We start from the raw sequence: 14876 nt of genomic DNA on the forward strand, positions 1-14876 counted from the left end.
GGACGCCATGCGCCTGCGCATCACGCACACCACCAACTATCACTACGAGCCGCCCGCCACCGGCGTGATCCAGGTGCTGCGGATCACGCCGAGCAGCCACGACGGGCAGTACGTCGCCGAATGGCAGATCGACATCTCCTCCGACACCCGGCTGGACATGCATTACGACGCGTTCGGCAACATCACCCATGTGCTGACGGTCGGCGCCACTGAAGACCTCACCATCACAGCCGAGGGGCTGATCGAGACCTCCGACACCGGCGGCGTGCTGAAGGGCGCCGACGAGCGGTTTCCGCCGCAGCTCTTTCTGCGCCCGACCGAGCTGACCGATCTGGCGCCGCCGATGCAGGCGCTGGCGCGCGAGCTGCGCGGCGACGGCAGCGGCGATACGATCGGCTTCCTGCATGCGCTGATGACGGCGATCAACAAGCACATCACCTTCGACGACGACCCGACCCATTCCGGCACCACGGCGGCCGAAGCCTTCACGCTGCGCCGCGGCGTCTGCCAGGACTACGCGCATGTGTTCATCGCCTGCGCACGCGCCGGCGGCGTGCCGGCCCGGTTCGTCTCCGGACATTTCCTGCGCGCTGACGGCGTGGTGCACCAGCCCGCCGGCCACGCCTGGGCCGAAGCCTATGTGCCGGGTCTCGGCTGGGTCGGATTCGATCCGGCCAACGGCATTTGCACCACCGACGCTCATGCCCGCGTCGCGATCGGCCTCGACTATCTCGGCGCCGCCCCGGTGCGCGGCACCCGCTATGGTGGCGGCCTCGAGACGCTGACGGTGTCGGTGAAGGTCGATCAGGCCGGCCGGCAGTTTCAGTCGCAGTAGCTTACGCCCTTCGGGGGCTGGACCGCCGGCGCGGATGGGCTAGTGTCCCGCAGCCGGCCGCCTTCTGCGCCGCCGCGCTTTCCTTCAGACCGGTGTTCGAGGACGAGATGACCTATTGCTGTGGAGTTCTGGTGCGTGAAGGCCTGGTGATGGTGGCCGACACCCGCACCAATGCCGGGCTCGACAACATCTCGACCTTCCGCAAGCTGCACGTCTTCAGCAAGCCGGGCGACCGCATCATGGCGGTGGCGAGCGCCGGCAATCTGTCGATCAGCCAGTCGGTGCTGTCGACCCTCACCGAGGGCCTGGAGAACACCGAGACCGGCGAGCGCGAGACCCTGATCAGCGCCTCCAGCATGTTTCAGGCGGCGCAGCTGATCGGTCGCGCGATCCGCCACGTCAACGCCACCGAGGCGCAGGCGCTGAAGGCGGAAGACATCAACTACGAGGTGTCGTTCCTGTTCGGCGGCCAGATCAAGGGCGAGCGGATGCGCCTGTTCATGATCTATCCGGCCGGCAATTTTATCGAATGCACCATCGACACGCCGTATCTGCAAATCGGCGAGCACAAATACGGCAAGCCGGTGCTCGACCGCGCGATTACTTACGACGTCGAACTGTACGAGGCGCTGAAGACCAGCCTGATCTCGATGGATTCGACGATGCGCTCCAATCTCGGCGTCGGGCTGCCGATCGATGTGCTGGTGGTGCGCACCGATGTCTGCGATGCCGATCTCAACCACCGCATCGAGGCCGGCGAGCCCTACTTCCACGACCTCCGCTCGCGCTGGTCCGCCGCCCTTCGCGCCGCCCACAAAAACATCCCGCGCCCGCCCTACAAGGACCAGGCGTGAGGCATCGGGCGCGAGATGATGACCGTCAAGACTGCGACCTGGCGCCGCATGACATCCGCCGATCTGTCCGCCGTCAACGCGATCGCTGCGGTGGTGCATGCGGCCTATCCTGAAGATGCCACGGTGTTTGCCGAGCGACTGTCGCTGCATCCGGGCGGCTGCTTCGTGCTCGAAACCGCAAGCGGCCTCGGCGGCTATCTGATCAGCCACCCGTGGCATTTCAAACAGCCACCGGCGCTCAACGCGTTACTCGGCCGCATTCCCCAGCCGGCCTCGACCTATTATCTACACGACATCGCGCTGCTCCCCGAAGCGCGCGGCAGCGGCGCGGCCGCAACCATTCTCTCAACGCTGGAACAGCATGCCGTCGAGACTGCGGACAACATCTCGCTGGTCGCCGTTGGCGGCACCGTTCGGTTTTGGCAGCGACTGGGCTTCGAGCCAATCGACAGCAAAGAGCTCTCCCAAAAACTCGCCAGCTACGGCGCCGACGCACGCTACATGGGTCGTCCAGCCAAACTCGGATGAATCGCGAGTCGTCTTGATACTAAGGAGCAACCGCGATCGAAGGGGATGCAGGTCGATCGAGACCGAGCACAGCGGTCGTTCCGTACAGCTCGCGAATGCGCATCCTTGGAACGGTCAACAAGACATTCCGCCCCGATTAACTCTCCTTTCCATTCGTATCGTCCGGCGTTTTCCATCCGACTTCCCTCAATGATAGGTTGTCGACCGACATCACAAACATACTGAGTTGCGACACCATCTTGAGAGACGTGAGAATGATCAACGGCGAACGGCTGGAAATCGTGCAGACGGGCGAACGCCTGCAGGAAATCGGCCCCGCCTGGGAGGCGCTGTGGGACTACACCGGCGCCGTCGTGTTTCAGAGCCATGCTTGGATCGCGGCCTGGTGGCATGCGCTTCCCGATCGGGAACGGCGGAACCTGTTTATCGTCCTTGCGTGGCGCGGCGACACTCTAGAGGCCGTCCTGCCGCTTGCGATCTGTCGCCAGCATGGCGTCCGCGTCCTCGAATGGGCCGCCAAGGACTATTCCGACTACTGCGATGCACTTCTGCACCCAACCGCCGACCCGTCGGTGCTCGAACGGATGTGGGACTACAGCCACGCGCACGGCGGCTTCGATGCTGTTTACCTCGGCCATCTCCTGCCAACAGCAGCGGTGAGGACACTCGCCAACGATAAAGCTGGATATCGCCGCACGCTGCGCCCGCACTATCGGCAAGCCACCAGTCTCCGCGTCGTCGGCCCATGGGCCAGCAGCCAGGCGTGGTTCGATGCGCAGTCCGGAAATGCGCGTCGAAACTATCGCCGCTCGCTGAAAAGCCTGTCGGAAGGTGCAAAAGTCGAATTCCGCCTGCTGTCGCCCGAGGAGCCGATTGGCCCTGCGGTGCGGCGCTGTGCCGACCTGAAGCGTGCCTGGTGCGAGCGGAACGGTCTGGTGGCGCCGCTGTTCGATGAGGGCTCGCCGATGCTGGAGACGCTTGCGCAAGTGCTCGCCGACAAAGGACTGCTTCGGGTGTTCGTGCTGGAGCGAGACGGCGTGATCGTCGCCATGACGATCAATCTGATGCAGCACGATACGATGATGGCTTACGTCACGACGTACGACGCCGCCTTCGATCGCAGCTCGCCCGGCTATATCCTGCTGTTCGACTACATCCGTTGGTCGATTGATCACGGCGCCACGACAATCGACTTTCTCTGTGGCGACGAGGATTACAAATATCGCTTTGCCAATCAGCAGGTGACCTTGGCGTCGTTTGTCGCCGGGCGGACTCTTCTCGGCGAGGCGGCGCTGCGATCGGACCGCGCTTGGCACACGCTGCAGACCTATCGAGGGCGGATGCAGAGCGGGCTGTCGAGGGCCAAACGATTCTTGGATAAGAGGCCGGCAAGCCAAGCTGCTGCCGATCGATAATCCGATTTGCTTGTTGCCCGAGCAGACAACGTCTACGATCGCGGCGCCATCCAACAAGAAACAACATCGGGAAGACGCCAATGCCCACCACCAAAATCGCCCTCGTCACAGGCGCTGGCACCGGCGTCGGCCGTGCCGCGGCGCTGGCGCTGATGCAAGCCGGATTCACCGTGGTGCTGGCCGGGCGTCGGATGCAACTGCTGCAGGAGACCCAGAAGCTCGGCGCCGAGTTCGGTGAGAGCCTGCCGGTTGTCGCCGACATGGCCGATCCGGCATCGATCGCCGCGCTGTTCGACACCATCGTGCAGCGCTACGGCCGTCTCGACGTGCTGTTCAACAACGCCGGCATCGGCGCCCCGCCCGTGCCGTTCGAAGATCTGCCGCTGGAGCAGTGGCAAGCGGTGGTGACGACCAACCTCACCGCGCCGTTCCTATGCACCCAGCACGCGTTCCGCATTATGAAGGATCAGACCCCGCGCGGCGGCCGTATCATCAACAACGGGTCGATCTCGGCGCACGCGCCGCGGCCGTTCTCGGCCGCCTACACCGCCACCAAGCACGCGATCAGCGGCCTGACCAAGGCCAGCAATCTCGACGGCCGCGCCTACGACATCGCGGTCGGCCAGATCGACATCGGCAACGCCGCCACGCCGATGACCGATCGCATGGTGCAAGGCGTGCTGCAGCCCGACGGCCGCACCATCGCCGAGCCGCGGATGGATGCGAACGCGGTTGGCAATGCGGTGGCCTACATGGCAGGCCTGCCGCTCGACGCCAACGTCCTGTTCATGACGGTGATGGCGACCAAGATGCCATTCGTCGGACGCGGCTGAGCCGCGTCCTTCCGGGGGCTAACATGCGGACATCGTTCACGACCTTCCGACGACTGGGACTGCTCGGCATCCTGGCCGGCATTGCGCTGGTTGCGGGTGTCGCGCCACCGCGAGCCGACGACACCGCCGAAACACTGCGCCTCGCGGTCAGCGGCGAAGCCACGTTCAGCCTGAAAGAGAATCCGTCGACCGGCTATCGCTGGCATCTCGACACCAAAGCGAGCCGGAATCTCGACCTGATCGAGATTTCCGATGCCGGTTACCGCCAGGGCGGCGGCGATGTCGTGCACCAGCCGATGGTCGGCGTCCCCGGCACCCGGTCGTTCCGGATCATCGCCCGCAAGGACGGCACCGCCACCGCGGTGTTCGATTACTTGCGCGACTGGGAGAACCAGGCTCCAGCGCAGCGGCACACCGTCACGGTCGAGATCGCGCCACGCTGACCACAGCTACTCCCCGCCGGTGCGAATGAAGTCGGCGATACGCTCGTTCTTACGCAGCTCCGCAACATCGTCCGCCGTCGGCAATTGCGGCCGGTCACGCGCGACGTTGACGACGCAGAGAAAACCGAGGCAGTCGCCGCGATTGGCACGAAACTGATGCCAGGTCCTCGGCGGGATGAATACCAAATCGCCCTGCCCGACATCGTTGATCGTGTCGCCGACCAGGCACTGCCCGCGACCGCGATGGATCATCACCGCATGCACATGGGCGTGACGCTCCAGCGTCGAGTAGCCGCCCTCGTCGACCTCGAAATAGCGCCACTCGCAGGCGAGGTTCGGATCCGAGAACAGAAGCTGCCGCGATACGTCCTGGAACGGCGCCTCGGCGGTCTGCTTGTACGGCATCACCGCGACACCGTCCCAGCGGCCCGGGGCAGTCTGCGCGCGGACACCAACTCGTTCGCCCGCCGCCGGATGCGGCGCTGCTGAATTGTCATTGGCCATGGCTTGCCACCTCCGCGGTGAACCGCGCCGCCTGCTCGGTCAGTTGCTCCCCCGCGGACAGCAGGCTGCCGCCGATCAGCAGCATCACGTCACAGCCGTAGAATGCCAGCAGCTCTTGGATGCGATCAATCGCGATACCGCCGGCCGGCACTGGCAGGCACGGCTTCAGATCGTACCAGTCGCGTCGCGCCGCATCCGCCAGCGCGCTACAGGTCTCCGGCGTGTAGGCGAACCGGCCGCCGTGATGCGGGAAGATCGTCGCATCCGCCCCAAGCAACCTGAACAGTTTGCCCAGCAGCAGATCGGGCGCGATCCGCTGCGCACCGGCCAGCGACGGATGCGCCAGCATGACCAACCCTTCCGCCTCTTTGGCAATCAGGTGGAAGTTGGCCAGCCCAACGATCATCGGCATCAGCATCACCGCGGACAGGCCTTCGCGGCGGACAATGTCGAGCTGCCGCCGCATGTCGTCGAGCGAACCGGAGACATGCGGCGCATACAGCGTCGCGGCGCCCCGAGAGTCGCAGGCCTCGCGCACCGCGCGAGCCACCGCCGGCACCCGTGCCGAGAACGGACTGAACGCCTGATCGGCGATGCCGTGGTCGTCCTTGATCAGATCGACACCGCCGAGCGCCAGCCGGTGCGCCAGCCCAGCCAGCGCCTCCGGCGCCAGTCCCTGCGGCTTCAGCGCCGACGCAGTCAGCGCACGCCGCGGCGCGCCGAGCTTGGCGCGAAGACCGGCGATGCCGAGCCTCGGCCCACCGAAGGCAGCCGGATAGGCCGACGGCAGTTCGACATCGGCCAACGTCACGTCGGGGTGGATCGAACTGTTGCCGAACAGCATGTTGAGCAGCTGTCCGGGCTCGGCTGGCGCGGTCGCGCTCGCCAGGCTGACCTGCACCGAAAAGCGAGCCTCGCCGATCGGCGTGATCGCCTCGACCCGGCCGACGATCTCGTCCCGGATCCGCTGCTCCGTCACCGCCGCCAGCGGACACTCGACGCTCTGCTCGATCGCCAGCGCCTCGGCCCGGGCAGCGATCTCCCCCGGTGCCGAGGCGACCTGATAGGTGACGATAATCCGCTCGCTCATGTTCAATCCGATATCCGGAAGTCCGAGGTGTCGGCCCTGTCTAGCACACCCGTTCGGCCGCACTGTCGCCGCCCTCGACGAAGCTGCGATGACGGCTGCGCCCCAGCGGCCCGCGCTTTAGTCGACTTGCCAGCGCGCCCTGCCCTGGCCTACCCATCGGCTTCGGCTCGGGGGACGACATGCTTCAACTGCAATCCGGATTCGGCGTATTCGCGCTGCTGATGCTCGCGTGGGCATTCGGCGAGAATCGCGACCGCGTGTCGGTGCGGCAGGTCGCAATCGGGCTCGGCATCACGCTTTTGACCGCGGTGGCGATGCTGAAGCTGCCCGGCGCCGCTCAGGTGTTCGGGACGATCAACGATGCAGTCGGCGTCATTTCGGCAGCGAGCCGGGCCGGCACCTCGTTCGCGTTCGGCTATCTCGGGGGCGCGCCGGCACCATTCGACATCAAGGCGCCGGGAGCCGATTTCATCCTGGCGTTTCAGGCGCTGCCGGTGGTGCTGGTGATGAGCGTGCTGACCACGCTGTTGTTCTACTGGCGGATCCTCCCGCCGGTGGTGCGGGGCATGGCCTGGCTACTCAAGCGCACGCTCGGCGTCGGCGGTGCGGTCGGGCTATCGACCGCCGCCAATGTGTTTCTCGGCATGGTCGAAGCACCGCTGTTCATCCGCCCCTATCTGGCGCAGCTCACCCGCAGCGAACTGTTTCTGGTGATGACCGGCGGCATGGCCGGCATCGCCGGCACCGTGCTGGTGCTATACGCCACGCTGCTGGCGCCGGTGCTGCCCGATGCCGCCGCGCACTTTGTCATCGCCTCGGTGCTCGGCGCGCCGGCCGCGATTCTGGTCAGCCTGATCATGGTGCCGGAGACCGAAGCGCGCGCAACCGGCGGCGAACTCGCCGACCCCGGCCAGATCGCGGTCAGCAGCATGGATGCGATCGTCAAGGGGACCGCGGCCGGCCTCGAGCTGCTGCTCAACATCATCGCGATGCTGATCGTGCTGGTGGCGCTGGTGTATCTCGGCAACGCCGTGCTCGGCCTGCTGCCGCATGTCGGCGGCGAGGCGATCACGCTGCAACGGCTGCTAGGCTATCTGATGGCGCCGGTGTGCTGGCTGCTCGGCTTGCCATGGGATCAGGCGGTCACCGCCGGTTCGCTGATGGGGATCAAGACCGTCCTCAACGAGCTGATCGCCTATGTCGAGCTGGCGAAGTTGCCGCCCGATGCGCTCGACCCGCGCTCGAAGCTGATCATGCTGTACGCGATGTGCGGCTTCGCCAATTTCGGCAGCCTTGGCATCATGCTGGGCGGCCTCACCGCAATGGCCCCCGAGCGCCGCGAAGAGATCGCAGCCCTCGGCCTGCGCTCGATCGTGTCCGGCACACTGACCACTTGCCTGATGGGTGCGGTGGTGGGGTTATTGACGTAGTCTTGCGCACTACGATCAGTTTTTCGAAGCTCACCAACATAGGCACAACTACTCTCGGCCGCTGTGGAAACAGCGCCGTCGCCGTATCGCTATGACTGTCGCAATCGATCCCTGCTCAACGTGCCGCTACGACCGCGGCGCGCGGCAATGGTCGCCCTATCCGCTGCCGGCCGACGAAGGGACCGCCGACCGGCAATAACGAAGTCAGTGCAGTCTGAAGACACCGTCGACGGCGCGTAGCTCGGCCGGCTTGATCAGCTTGGAATGCGCGACGGTGACGGCGAACAGCGGCCCTTCGAGCTTCGCTTTCCAAAAACTGAGAAAGTCGTTCAGGGCGGGGAAATCGGGCGCCAAGTCGTAGTCCTGCCACGTGTAGCTCTGCAGCAGCCACTGCCGGTCGGGGCGGCGATAGAGAATCTCGGCCGTCGTCAGACCGTAGCCGAGCACCTGCTTCCTGAAGTCTTCAGAAACTGCACCTCGTTCGACCATAAATCCTCCTTCCCGAACCAGCATTCCGCAACAGTTCGCGACCGGGATTGCCTGGGAATGCCGTCCTTCCGTCTGCTGTCCCCGCGGTGCTTGGCTCCGGTCTTCACTTGCCCATCCCGCGCACCTGAAAATGTGACGCATCTGGACTGGGCATCTCAAGTCAAAAATCGACGGCAAATGCGGAAAAATGCAGCCTTAGCAGCGACTTAATACAAGTGCTAACAGAGACGCCAAGGGCCACGGGATAGTCGGGGCTTGATTGTCGCCGCATCGTCGTTCACGGTGTTTGGCAGATGTTCCGCGCGAGTGCTAAAAATTTCGCGCGCAGCCCTTGTCTCCCCAAAAACCCTCGACTATCTCGTCGGTGTCGCGCTGGCACTCAATGTCCGCGACTGCCAATATTTCGATTTCTGAAACAAGTTCAGAAACTTAGGAGGACTTGCATGAACTTCCGTCCGCTTCACGACCGCGTCGTGGTCAAGCGCATCGACGCCGAAGAGAAGACCGCCGGCGGTATCATCATTCCTGACACGGCCAAGGAAAAGCCCTCGCAGGGCGAAGTCGTCGCCGTCGGCCCGGGTGGCCGCGACGAAGCCGGCAAGCTAATCCCGATCGACCTCAAGGTCGGTGACCGCGTGCTGTTCGGCAAGTGGAGCGGCACCGAGGTCAAGATCGACGGCAAAGAGCTGCTGATCATGAAGGAAAGCGACATCATGGGCGTCATCACCGACGCCGGCGCCAAGAAGAAGGCCGCCTGAGCCTTTGGATGTCCCTCACCCTGAGGAGCGCCTGCAAGGCGCGTCTCGAAGGGTGAGCTCCACACGCTGAGACCGCTCATCCTTCGAGATGCGGACCTGCGGTCCGCTCCTCAGGATGAGGAGACAACGATCCAACCCAAGGGAAACCTCTTATGTCCGCTAAAGAAGTCAAATTCGGCGTCGACGCCCGCGACCGCATGCTGCGCGGCGTGGACATTCTCGCCAACGCCGTGAAGGTCACGCTGGGGCCGAAGGGCCGCAACGTCGTCCTCGACAAGTCGTTCGGCGCGCCGCGCATCACAAAGGACGGCGTCACCGTCGCCAAGGACATCGAGCTCGACGACAAGTTCGAGAACATGGGCGCCCAGATGGTGCGCGAAGTCGCCTCGAAGTCGGCCGACGCCGCCGGTGACGGCACCACCACCGCGACCGTGCTGGCCCAGGCGATCGTCCGCGAAGGCGCCAAGGCGGTTGCCGCCGGGATGAACCCGATGGATCTGAAGCGCGGTATCGACCTGGCGGTGGAAGCCGTCGTCGCAGACCTCGTCAAGAACTCCAAGAAGGTCACCTCGAACGACGAGATCGCCCAGGTCGGCACCATCTCGGCCAACGGCGACTCGGAGATCGGCAAGTTCCTCGCCGACGCGATGAAGAAGGTCGGCAACGAGGGTGTCATCACCGTCGAGGAAGCCAAGTCGCTCGAGACCGAACTCGACGTCGTCGAGGGCATGCAGTTCGACCGCGGCTACATCTCGCCCTACTTCGTCACCAACGCCGACAAGATGCGCGTTGAATTCGACGACGCCTACATCCTGATCAACGAGAAGAAGCTCTCCAACCTCAACGAGCTGCTGCCGCTGCTCGAAGCCGTGGTGCAGACCGGCAAGCCGCTGGTGATCGTCGCGGAAGACGTCGAAGGCGAAGCCCTCGCCACCCTCGTCGTCAACCGTCTGCGCGGCGGCCTCAAGGTCGCGGCCGTCAAGGCGCCGGGCTTCGGTGACCGCCGCAAGGCCATGCTGCAGGACATCGCAATCCTGACCGGCGGCCAGGCGATCTCGGAAGACCTCGGCATCAAGATGGAGAACGTCACCCTGCAGATGCTGGGTCGCGCCAAGAAGGTGATGATCGACAAGGAAAACACCACGATCGTCAACGGCGCCGGCAAGAAGGCCGACATCGAGGCCCGCGTCGCGCAGATCAAGGCGCAGATCGAGGAAACCACCTCGGACTACGACCGCGAGAAGCTGCAGGAGCGTCTGGCCAAGCTCGCCGGCGGCGTCGCGGTGATCCGCGTCGGCGGCGCGACCGAGGTCGAGGTGAAGGAGCGTAAGGATCGCGTTGATGACGCGATGCACGCCACCCGCGCTGCGGTCGAGGAAGGCATCGTTCCGGGCGGCGGCGTCGCTCTGCTGCGCGCCTCCGAGCAGCTCAAGGGCCTCAAGACCAAGAACGACGACCAGAAGACCGGCGTCGAGATCGTGCGTCGCGCCCTCTCCGCCCCGGCCCGTCAGATCGCCATCAACGCCGGCGAAGACGGCTCGGTGATCGTCGGCAAGGTGCTCGAGAAGGAGCAGTACGCGTTCGGCTTCGACTCGCAGTCGGGCGAATACGGCGACCTGGTCAAGAAGGGCATCATCGATCCGACCAAGGTGGTCCGCACCGCGATCCAGAACGCCGCCTCAGTGGCCGCGCTGCTGATCACCACCGAAGCGATGATCGCCGAACTGCCGAAGAAGAACGCCGGCGGCCCCGCGATGCCCCCCGGCGGCGGCATGGGCGGCATGGACTTCTAAGTCCAGCGACCTTCGCAAAGACAATGAAGCCCGGCGGAAACGCCGGGCTTTTTTGTTGGCGTAATCGGGTCCGCAACGCCTCTGTTTCGTCATTCCAGGGCGCGCGAAGCGCGAGCCCGGAATCCATACTCGCTGTGCTAGCGGTCAAGCACAGCCGTCGATGCGTTCTTGATCAGCTTGAACTCCGGTGGTTATGGATTCCGGGTCCGCGAGCTTTCGCCCGCGTCCGGGAATGACGATCTCGAGGATTGGCGCATTTACTTCCAAGAGCGCGCACCATCGCGCGATCCGCGCTACAGAGGGCGCTCCCTCTCACCACCGCCCGAGCGAACCAGCCCATGGCCAAATCAGCAAATTATCTCGACAAGCTTGACCACGCGCTGGAGGCGCTCGGCCCGGACGCCATGCTGGTCGAGGAACTCGACGGCTTCGTTGCCGGCCTGCTGCTGTGTCCCGAGCCGATCAAGCCCGGCGACTGGCTGCCGGTCGTCTACGGTGCCGGCGATGACCAGGCGTCGCCGTTCACCGATCTGGCGCATGCCAACCGGGTGTTCGCGCTGATCATGCAGTACTACAACTCCGTCGCCAAAACTCTGTCGGAGCACCCCGAGCGCTACCAGCCGCTGCTGCCGGTCGATCCCGACAGCGGCGAATTGGTGTGGCAGGTCTGGATCGACGGCTTCGCGGCTGCGACCGACCTGCGGCCAGAGGCGTGGAGCCGCCTGGACGATGCCGACGAAGCGACGGCGGCCGCGTTCGACGGGCTGCTCGATCTGATCGAGATTGCCGACGCCGAGGTGCACGCCGAAGCGGACAGTCCGCCAAGCGATCGCCCCGCGGTCACCGTGCCGAACTCCGACCAGATCGCCGGCTGGATCCTGACGCTGAACCGCTGGCGCATCGCTCTCGACCCGGCGCCGCGCGAGATCGAATGGGGACCGCCCTCAGCGGCACGCAAAGTCGGCCGCAACGAGCCGTGCCCCTGCGGCTCGGGCAAGAAGTACAAACGCTGTTGCGGGATGACCTGAAGCACCGCGGTGCGGCGGCCGCCGGACGATCGCTCATCCGACAGCCGCGTTGTCGGCTCAGAACGTGACGCGCAGGTTGGCGCGGACACCGTGGTCGGAGATGCTGGAGCCGACCTGGCCGGAGTAGTTGACGCTGAGCGCCGTGCTCGGATTGAGCGCGGTGCCGAGGCCTGCTTCGAACACGGCGACGTCCTTCGCCAGCGGAAGACCCGACACCGTGAACGCATTGCCGGTCGCAAACGCGTTCGTGGCGGTCGGGATCACGCTGTTCATCGTGTGCCGCCAGCCGACCATGCCGTTCGCCGTCACGGCGGTGGTGCCGAGCGTTAGCGCACCGTTGGCACGCAGGCCGAGTGTCGAGAACGTTGCATCGACATTGTCGCCAGCGCTGCGGAGCGCAGCCGCCCCGCCCCGTTCGGTGAAGCCGGAGGTGTCAAGGCTGACATAAGCAAGGCCGGCGAACGGCTGCAGCGCGGCGCGGCCGAGTTCGACGGTGTAACCGACATCGCCATAGACCTGCGTGGTGCGGGCGTTGTAGTCCGCGGTCAGCCGGTCGGCGAAGCCGGTCAGCGCCACGGTGCGGGTCGAGGACAGATTGTGCCACGCGTGATTGGCACCGAAGCTGAGCGCCAACGCGTTCCAGGCCCGGCCGCCATAGAGGCCGACGCTATAGGTGTCGCCCGACACCGAGCCGCGCCCGCCGTCGAGATTGATCGACGTGGACCCATAGCCGCCGACCACGCCGAGCCGCAGCGCGTTGAACAATTCGCCATCGGCACCGAACAGCACGCCGCCGGCATTGCGACGCACGTCTGCGGCATTGCCATTGCCATCAGTCTTCGCCCACGAGCCATAGGCGCGCGCCCATACCGCCGTGTCAGGTCCGCGCAGCGCCGACTGCACCTGCTGCGAGGTCGCTTCGCGCACGAACCGGCTGTCGTCGAGCAGCGCTGTCTTGGCCGATGCGAAGGCCTCGCCCGAGAGCTGATCGAACGCCGCCCGTGCCGCAGTGTCGGTCGGCGACGCCGCGACCGCCGCACGCAAAGCGCCGCCGGCGCCAAGGCCCTGCAGCGCGCCCGCCGTGGAGCGCTGATTGGCGGTCAGCGCCGCGTCGGTGAATCCGCGGGTCTGCACCGCTTGCAGATAGACGTTGTTCGGATCGTAGCTGGCGATCAGTGAGTAGAACGCCGACACCGTGGTATCGCCGGTGAGAACGTAGGTGCCGTTGACGCCGCCGGTCGCAGTCAACACGGTGTAGCGCGCATCGAGCGCGTAAGGGGCGGTGCCGTATTTGGTGAGCATCAGGATCGCGCCAGGCGCAAGCGTCGCGGTGCCGCCGACCGCGATCCGGTCCGATACCGTGCTGCCGGGTACCAGCTCGGCATTGTAGGTCGAGCCGGCCGCCTGCTGATAATTGCCGGTCACCGTCAACGTGCCGGGGCTGTTGCCCGGAGAGATGGTCGAACCAGACAGCATCTGGACCGCACCGACGATGCCCGAGCCCGAGAGCGCCGCCCCGCTATAGACCGTGACCGCGGACGTTGCGCTGGTGCTGTTGACCACCATCTGGCCGTCTTTGATCAGCATCGATCCGGTGAATCCGCCGCCGTTGCCGGACAGCGTCAGCGCACCAGCGCCGGTCTTCTCAATAAAGTTGAAATCGCGGAACTGCCCGGTCGCGCCCACGGACAGCATCGTCAGAGACGCCGACGCGCCGGTGTTGAGAACAAGATAGTTGTCGCCAGTGCCTCCCTGAACCACGCCTTGAATGTTGGACGTGGCGGCATCAAGCACCAGCCTGTTGGTGCCGTTGCCGAACTTGATCGCCGCGCCTCCGCCCGAATTGCTGATCGTGCCGGCATTGCTGATCGTGCTGTTGCCGTTACCCGTGACGATCGCCGCATCAGTCGCCGAGTTCGTCGTGATCGTGCCCGAGTTGACAAGCGAATTGGTCGTGCCGTCGAGATTGACGCCGACGCCGGTCGCGGTGACGGCACCGCTATTGCTGACGTTGATAGCACCGTTCGCCGTGGAGGCGACAATGCCCTGGGCCGCCGTGATCGAACCAGACTGTGTGATGGTGATGCCGCCGCCCGCCGAGCTGGCGGAGATTCCGGCTTGATCCGCCTGGACAACCGCACCCTGCTGGTTATCGATCGTCGTCTGACCGAAAGTTCCGACCTTGGTATAGATGCCGTGATGCCCGCCGTCGCCGAGATCGGCGTGGCCGGTGTTGTCACGCGCGATGGCGGTGCCGCTGTTCACGATCGTGGTGTCGCCGCTCTCCGACCACGACAACAGGGCGGAATCGTCGTTGGCGGTCACAGTGCCGCTGTTTGTTATCGAGGCCGGGCCACTATTCGACCAAGCGACGAGACCTTGCCGATAGGTGCTCTCGACGGTGCCGGAGTTCTCGATCGATGCCAAGCCGTTGTAGGCGATCGCGCGCGCACCAGCGAGGGCCGAGCTCACCCAACCGGAATTGACGATGTTGACCGTCCGCGGGGTGGCGCCGCCGAAGTTGCCGTCGGCGTAAAGCCCCCGCGCCTGCGTCGAAGTGACATTACCGCGATTGATCAGGGTGACGGTGCCGTCATGTGTCGTCAGAGTGATGCCATCCTGGCCCACACCGTTGGCTATGATGGTGCCAGCGTTGTCGACGGAGAGGTTCCCTGACGTGGTGTTTCGCAGCCAGACCGCCCCCATATCCTGGTCGGACCGCAGCGTCACAGCCGATCCGATGGAAACTGACAAATTGGCATTACTCCGGTTCGTCTCCCACGCGAATGCCGGGTAGTTGGTTCGGTAGACATTAGTCGCGCCGAGCACATTGACCGTGACGTCCACAAGACCGGTAGCGCTCCCGGACGGATAGA

The 14876-nt window shown here is 65.0% G+C and carries 14 protein-coding genes; 10 read left to right on the plus strand and 4 right to left on the minus strand.

Annotated elements, in window-relative coordinates:
• Nucleotides 1-7: 7 nt before the first annotated feature.
• The 6 genes from DY467_RS11620 (at nt 8) to DY467_RS11645 (ending at nt 4908) form a co-directional block, all read left to right on the plus strand.
• Nucleotides 8-835, plus strand: coding sequence for a transglutaminase family protein (locus tag DY467_RS11620; RefSeq protein ID WP_164636157.1), 828 nt, complete (start codon nt 8-10; stop codon nt 833-835).
• Nucleotides 836-942: 107 nt separating this feature from the next.
• Entirely contained in the window at nt 943-1689 is a 747-nt protein-coding gene (locus DY467_RS11625; RefSeq protein WP_164636159.1) for a proteasome-type protease, read from the plus strand.
• 18 nt (nt 1690-1707) lie between these two features.
• A complete protein-coding gene (locus DY467_RS11630; protein WP_164636161.1) occupies nt 1708-2217 on the plus strand; it encodes a GNAT family N-acetyltransferase in 510 nt (169 codons plus the stop codon).
• A gap of 254 nt (nt 2218-2471) precedes the next feature.
• Nucleotides 2472-3632 (plus strand): GNAT family N-acetyltransferase, encoded by a 1161-nt coding sequence (locus tag DY467_RS11635; RefSeq protein WP_164636162.1) that lies wholly within the window; start codon nt 2472-2474, stop codon nt 3630-3632.
• An 80-nt stretch (nt 3633-3712) separates the two neighbouring features.
• Nucleotides 3713-4465, plus strand: coding sequence for an SDR family oxidoreductase (locus DY467_RS11640; RefSeq protein ID WP_164636164.1), 753 nt, complete (start codon nt 3713-3715; stop codon nt 4463-4465).
• Between the two features lie 23 nt (nt 4466-4488).
• A complete protein-coding gene (locus DY467_RS11645; protein WP_164636166.1) occupies nt 4489-4908 on the plus strand; it encodes a protease inhibitor I42 family protein in 420 nt (139 codons plus the stop codon).
• A 6-nt stretch (nt 4909-4914) separates the two neighbouring features.
• On the opposite strand, the gene DY467_RS11650 is transcribed toward DY467_RS11645, so the two are convergent.
• Together DY467_RS11650 and DY467_RS11655 are read right to left on the minus strand one after the other, a co-directional pair.
• Nucleotides 4915-5412 (minus strand): cupin domain-containing protein, encoded by a 498-nt coding sequence (locus tag DY467_RS11650; RefSeq protein WP_164636168.1) that lies wholly within the window; start codon nt 5410-5412, stop codon nt 4915-4917.
• Nucleotides 5402-6502, minus strand: coding sequence for a RuBisCO large subunit C-terminal-like domain-containing protein (locus DY467_RS11655; RefSeq protein ID WP_164636170.1), 1101 nt, complete (start codon nt 6500-6502; stop codon nt 5402-5404). Before DY467_RS11655 ends, DY467_RS11650 begins: the two co-directional genes overlap by 11 nt.
• Nucleotides 6503-6681: 179 nt before the next feature.
• Here DY467_RS11655 and DY467_RS11660 point away from each other — a divergent pair, with 179 nt between their 5' ends.
• Entirely contained in the window at nt 6682-7932 is a 1251-nt protein-coding gene (locus DY467_RS11660; RefSeq protein WP_164636172.1) for a NupC/NupG family nucleoside CNT transporter, read from the plus strand.
• Between the two features lie 204 nt (nt 7933-8136).
• On the opposite strand, the gene DY467_RS11665 is transcribed toward DY467_RS11660, so the two are convergent.
• On the minus strand, nt 8137-8421 hold the full coding sequence (locus tag DY467_RS11665; protein ID WP_107344130.1) for an usg protein: 285 nt from the start codon (nt 8419-8421) through the stop codon (nt 8137-8139).
• Nucleotides 8422-8864: 443 nt separating this feature from the next.
• Here DY467_RS11665 and groES point away from each other — a divergent pair, with 443 nt between their 5' ends.
• The 3 genes from groES to DY467_RS11680 all read left to right on the plus strand — a co-directional run bounded on the left by groES (nt 8865) and on the right by DY467_RS11680 (nt 12000).
• On the plus strand, nt 8865-9179 hold the full coding sequence (groES, locus tag DY467_RS11670) for a co-chaperone GroES (protein WP_013503045.1): 315 nt from the start codon (nt 8865-8867) through the stop codon (nt 9177-9179).
• A gap of 152 nt (nt 9180-9331) precedes the next feature.
• Complete coding sequence (gene groL, locus DY467_RS11675) at nt 9332-10972, plus strand: chaperonin GroEL (RefSeq protein WP_107344129.1); 1641 nt, start codon at nt 9332-9334, stop codon at nt 10970-10972.
• Between the two features lie 338 nt (nt 10973-11310).
• Nucleotides 11311-12000, plus strand: coding sequence for a UPF0149 family protein (locus DY467_RS11680; protein WP_164636174.1), 690 nt, complete (start codon nt 11311-11313; stop codon nt 11998-12000).
• A gap of 57 nt (nt 12001-12057) precedes the next feature.
• Here DY467_RS11680 and DY467_RS11685 read toward each other — a convergent pair whose 3' ends face one another.
• On the minus strand, nt 12058-14730 hold the full coding sequence (locus tag DY467_RS11685; protein WP_349627630.1) for an autotransporter outer membrane beta-barrel domain-containing protein: 2673 nt from the start codon (nt 14728-14730) through the stop codon (nt 12058-12060).
• Nucleotides 14731-14876: the final 146 nt, after the last annotated feature.

The sequence above is a fragment of the Rhodopseudomonas sp. BR0G17 genome (assembly GCF_010907025.1).
Classification (GTDB): Bacteria; Pseudomonadota; Alphaproteobacteria; order Rhizobiales; family Xanthobacteraceae; genus Rhodopseudomonas; species Rhodopseudomonas palustris_H.

Coding starts and splice junctions, on each gene's coding strand:
- DY467_RS11620 (WP_164636157.1), top strand. CDS start 8: ATGCGCCTGCGCATCACGCACACCACCAACTATCACTACGAGCCGCCC.
- DY467_RS11625 (WP_164636159.1), top strand. CDS start 943: ATGACCTATTGCTGTGGAGTTCTGGTGCGTGAAGGCCTGGTGATGGTG.
- DY467_RS11630 (WP_164636161.1), top strand. CDS start 1,708: ATGACCGTCAAGACTGCGACCTGGCGCCGCATGACATCCGCCGATCTG.
- DY467_RS11635 (WP_164636162.1), top strand. CDS start 2,472: ATGATCAACGGCGAACGGCTGGAAATCGTGCAGACGGGCGAACGCCTG.
- DY467_RS11640 (WP_164636164.1), top strand. CDS start 3,713: ATGCCCACCACCAAAATCGCCCTCGTCACAGGCGCTGGCACCGGCGTC.
- DY467_RS11645 (WP_164636166.1), top strand. CDS start 4,489: ATGCGGACATCGTTCACGACCTTCCGACGACTGGGACTGCTCGGCATC.
- DY467_RS11650 (WP_164636168.1), bottom strand. CDS start 5,412: ATGGCCAATGACAATTCAGCAGCGCCGCATCCGGCGGCGGGCGAACGA.
- DY467_RS11655 (WP_164636170.1), bottom strand. CDS start 6,502: ATGAGCGAGCGGATTATCGTCACCTATCAGGTCGCCTCGGCACCGGGG.
- DY467_RS11660 (WP_164636172.1), top strand. CDS start 6,682: ATGCTTCAACTGCAATCCGGATTCGGCGTATTCGCGCTGCTGATGCTC.
- DY467_RS11665 (WP_107344130.1), bottom strand. CDS start 8,421: ATGGTCGAACGAGGTGCAGTTTCTGAAGACTTCAGGAAGCAGGTGCTC.
- groES (WP_013503045.1), top strand. CDS start 8,865: ATGAACTTCCGTCCGCTTCACGACCGCGTCGTGGTCAAGCGCATCGAC.
- groL (WP_107344129.1), top strand. CDS start 9,332: ATGTCCGCTAAAGAAGTCAAATTCGGCGTCGACGCCCGCGACCGCATG.
- DY467_RS11680 (WP_164636174.1), top strand. CDS start 11,311: ATGGCCAAATCAGCAAATTATCTCGACAAGCTTGACCACGCGCTGGAG.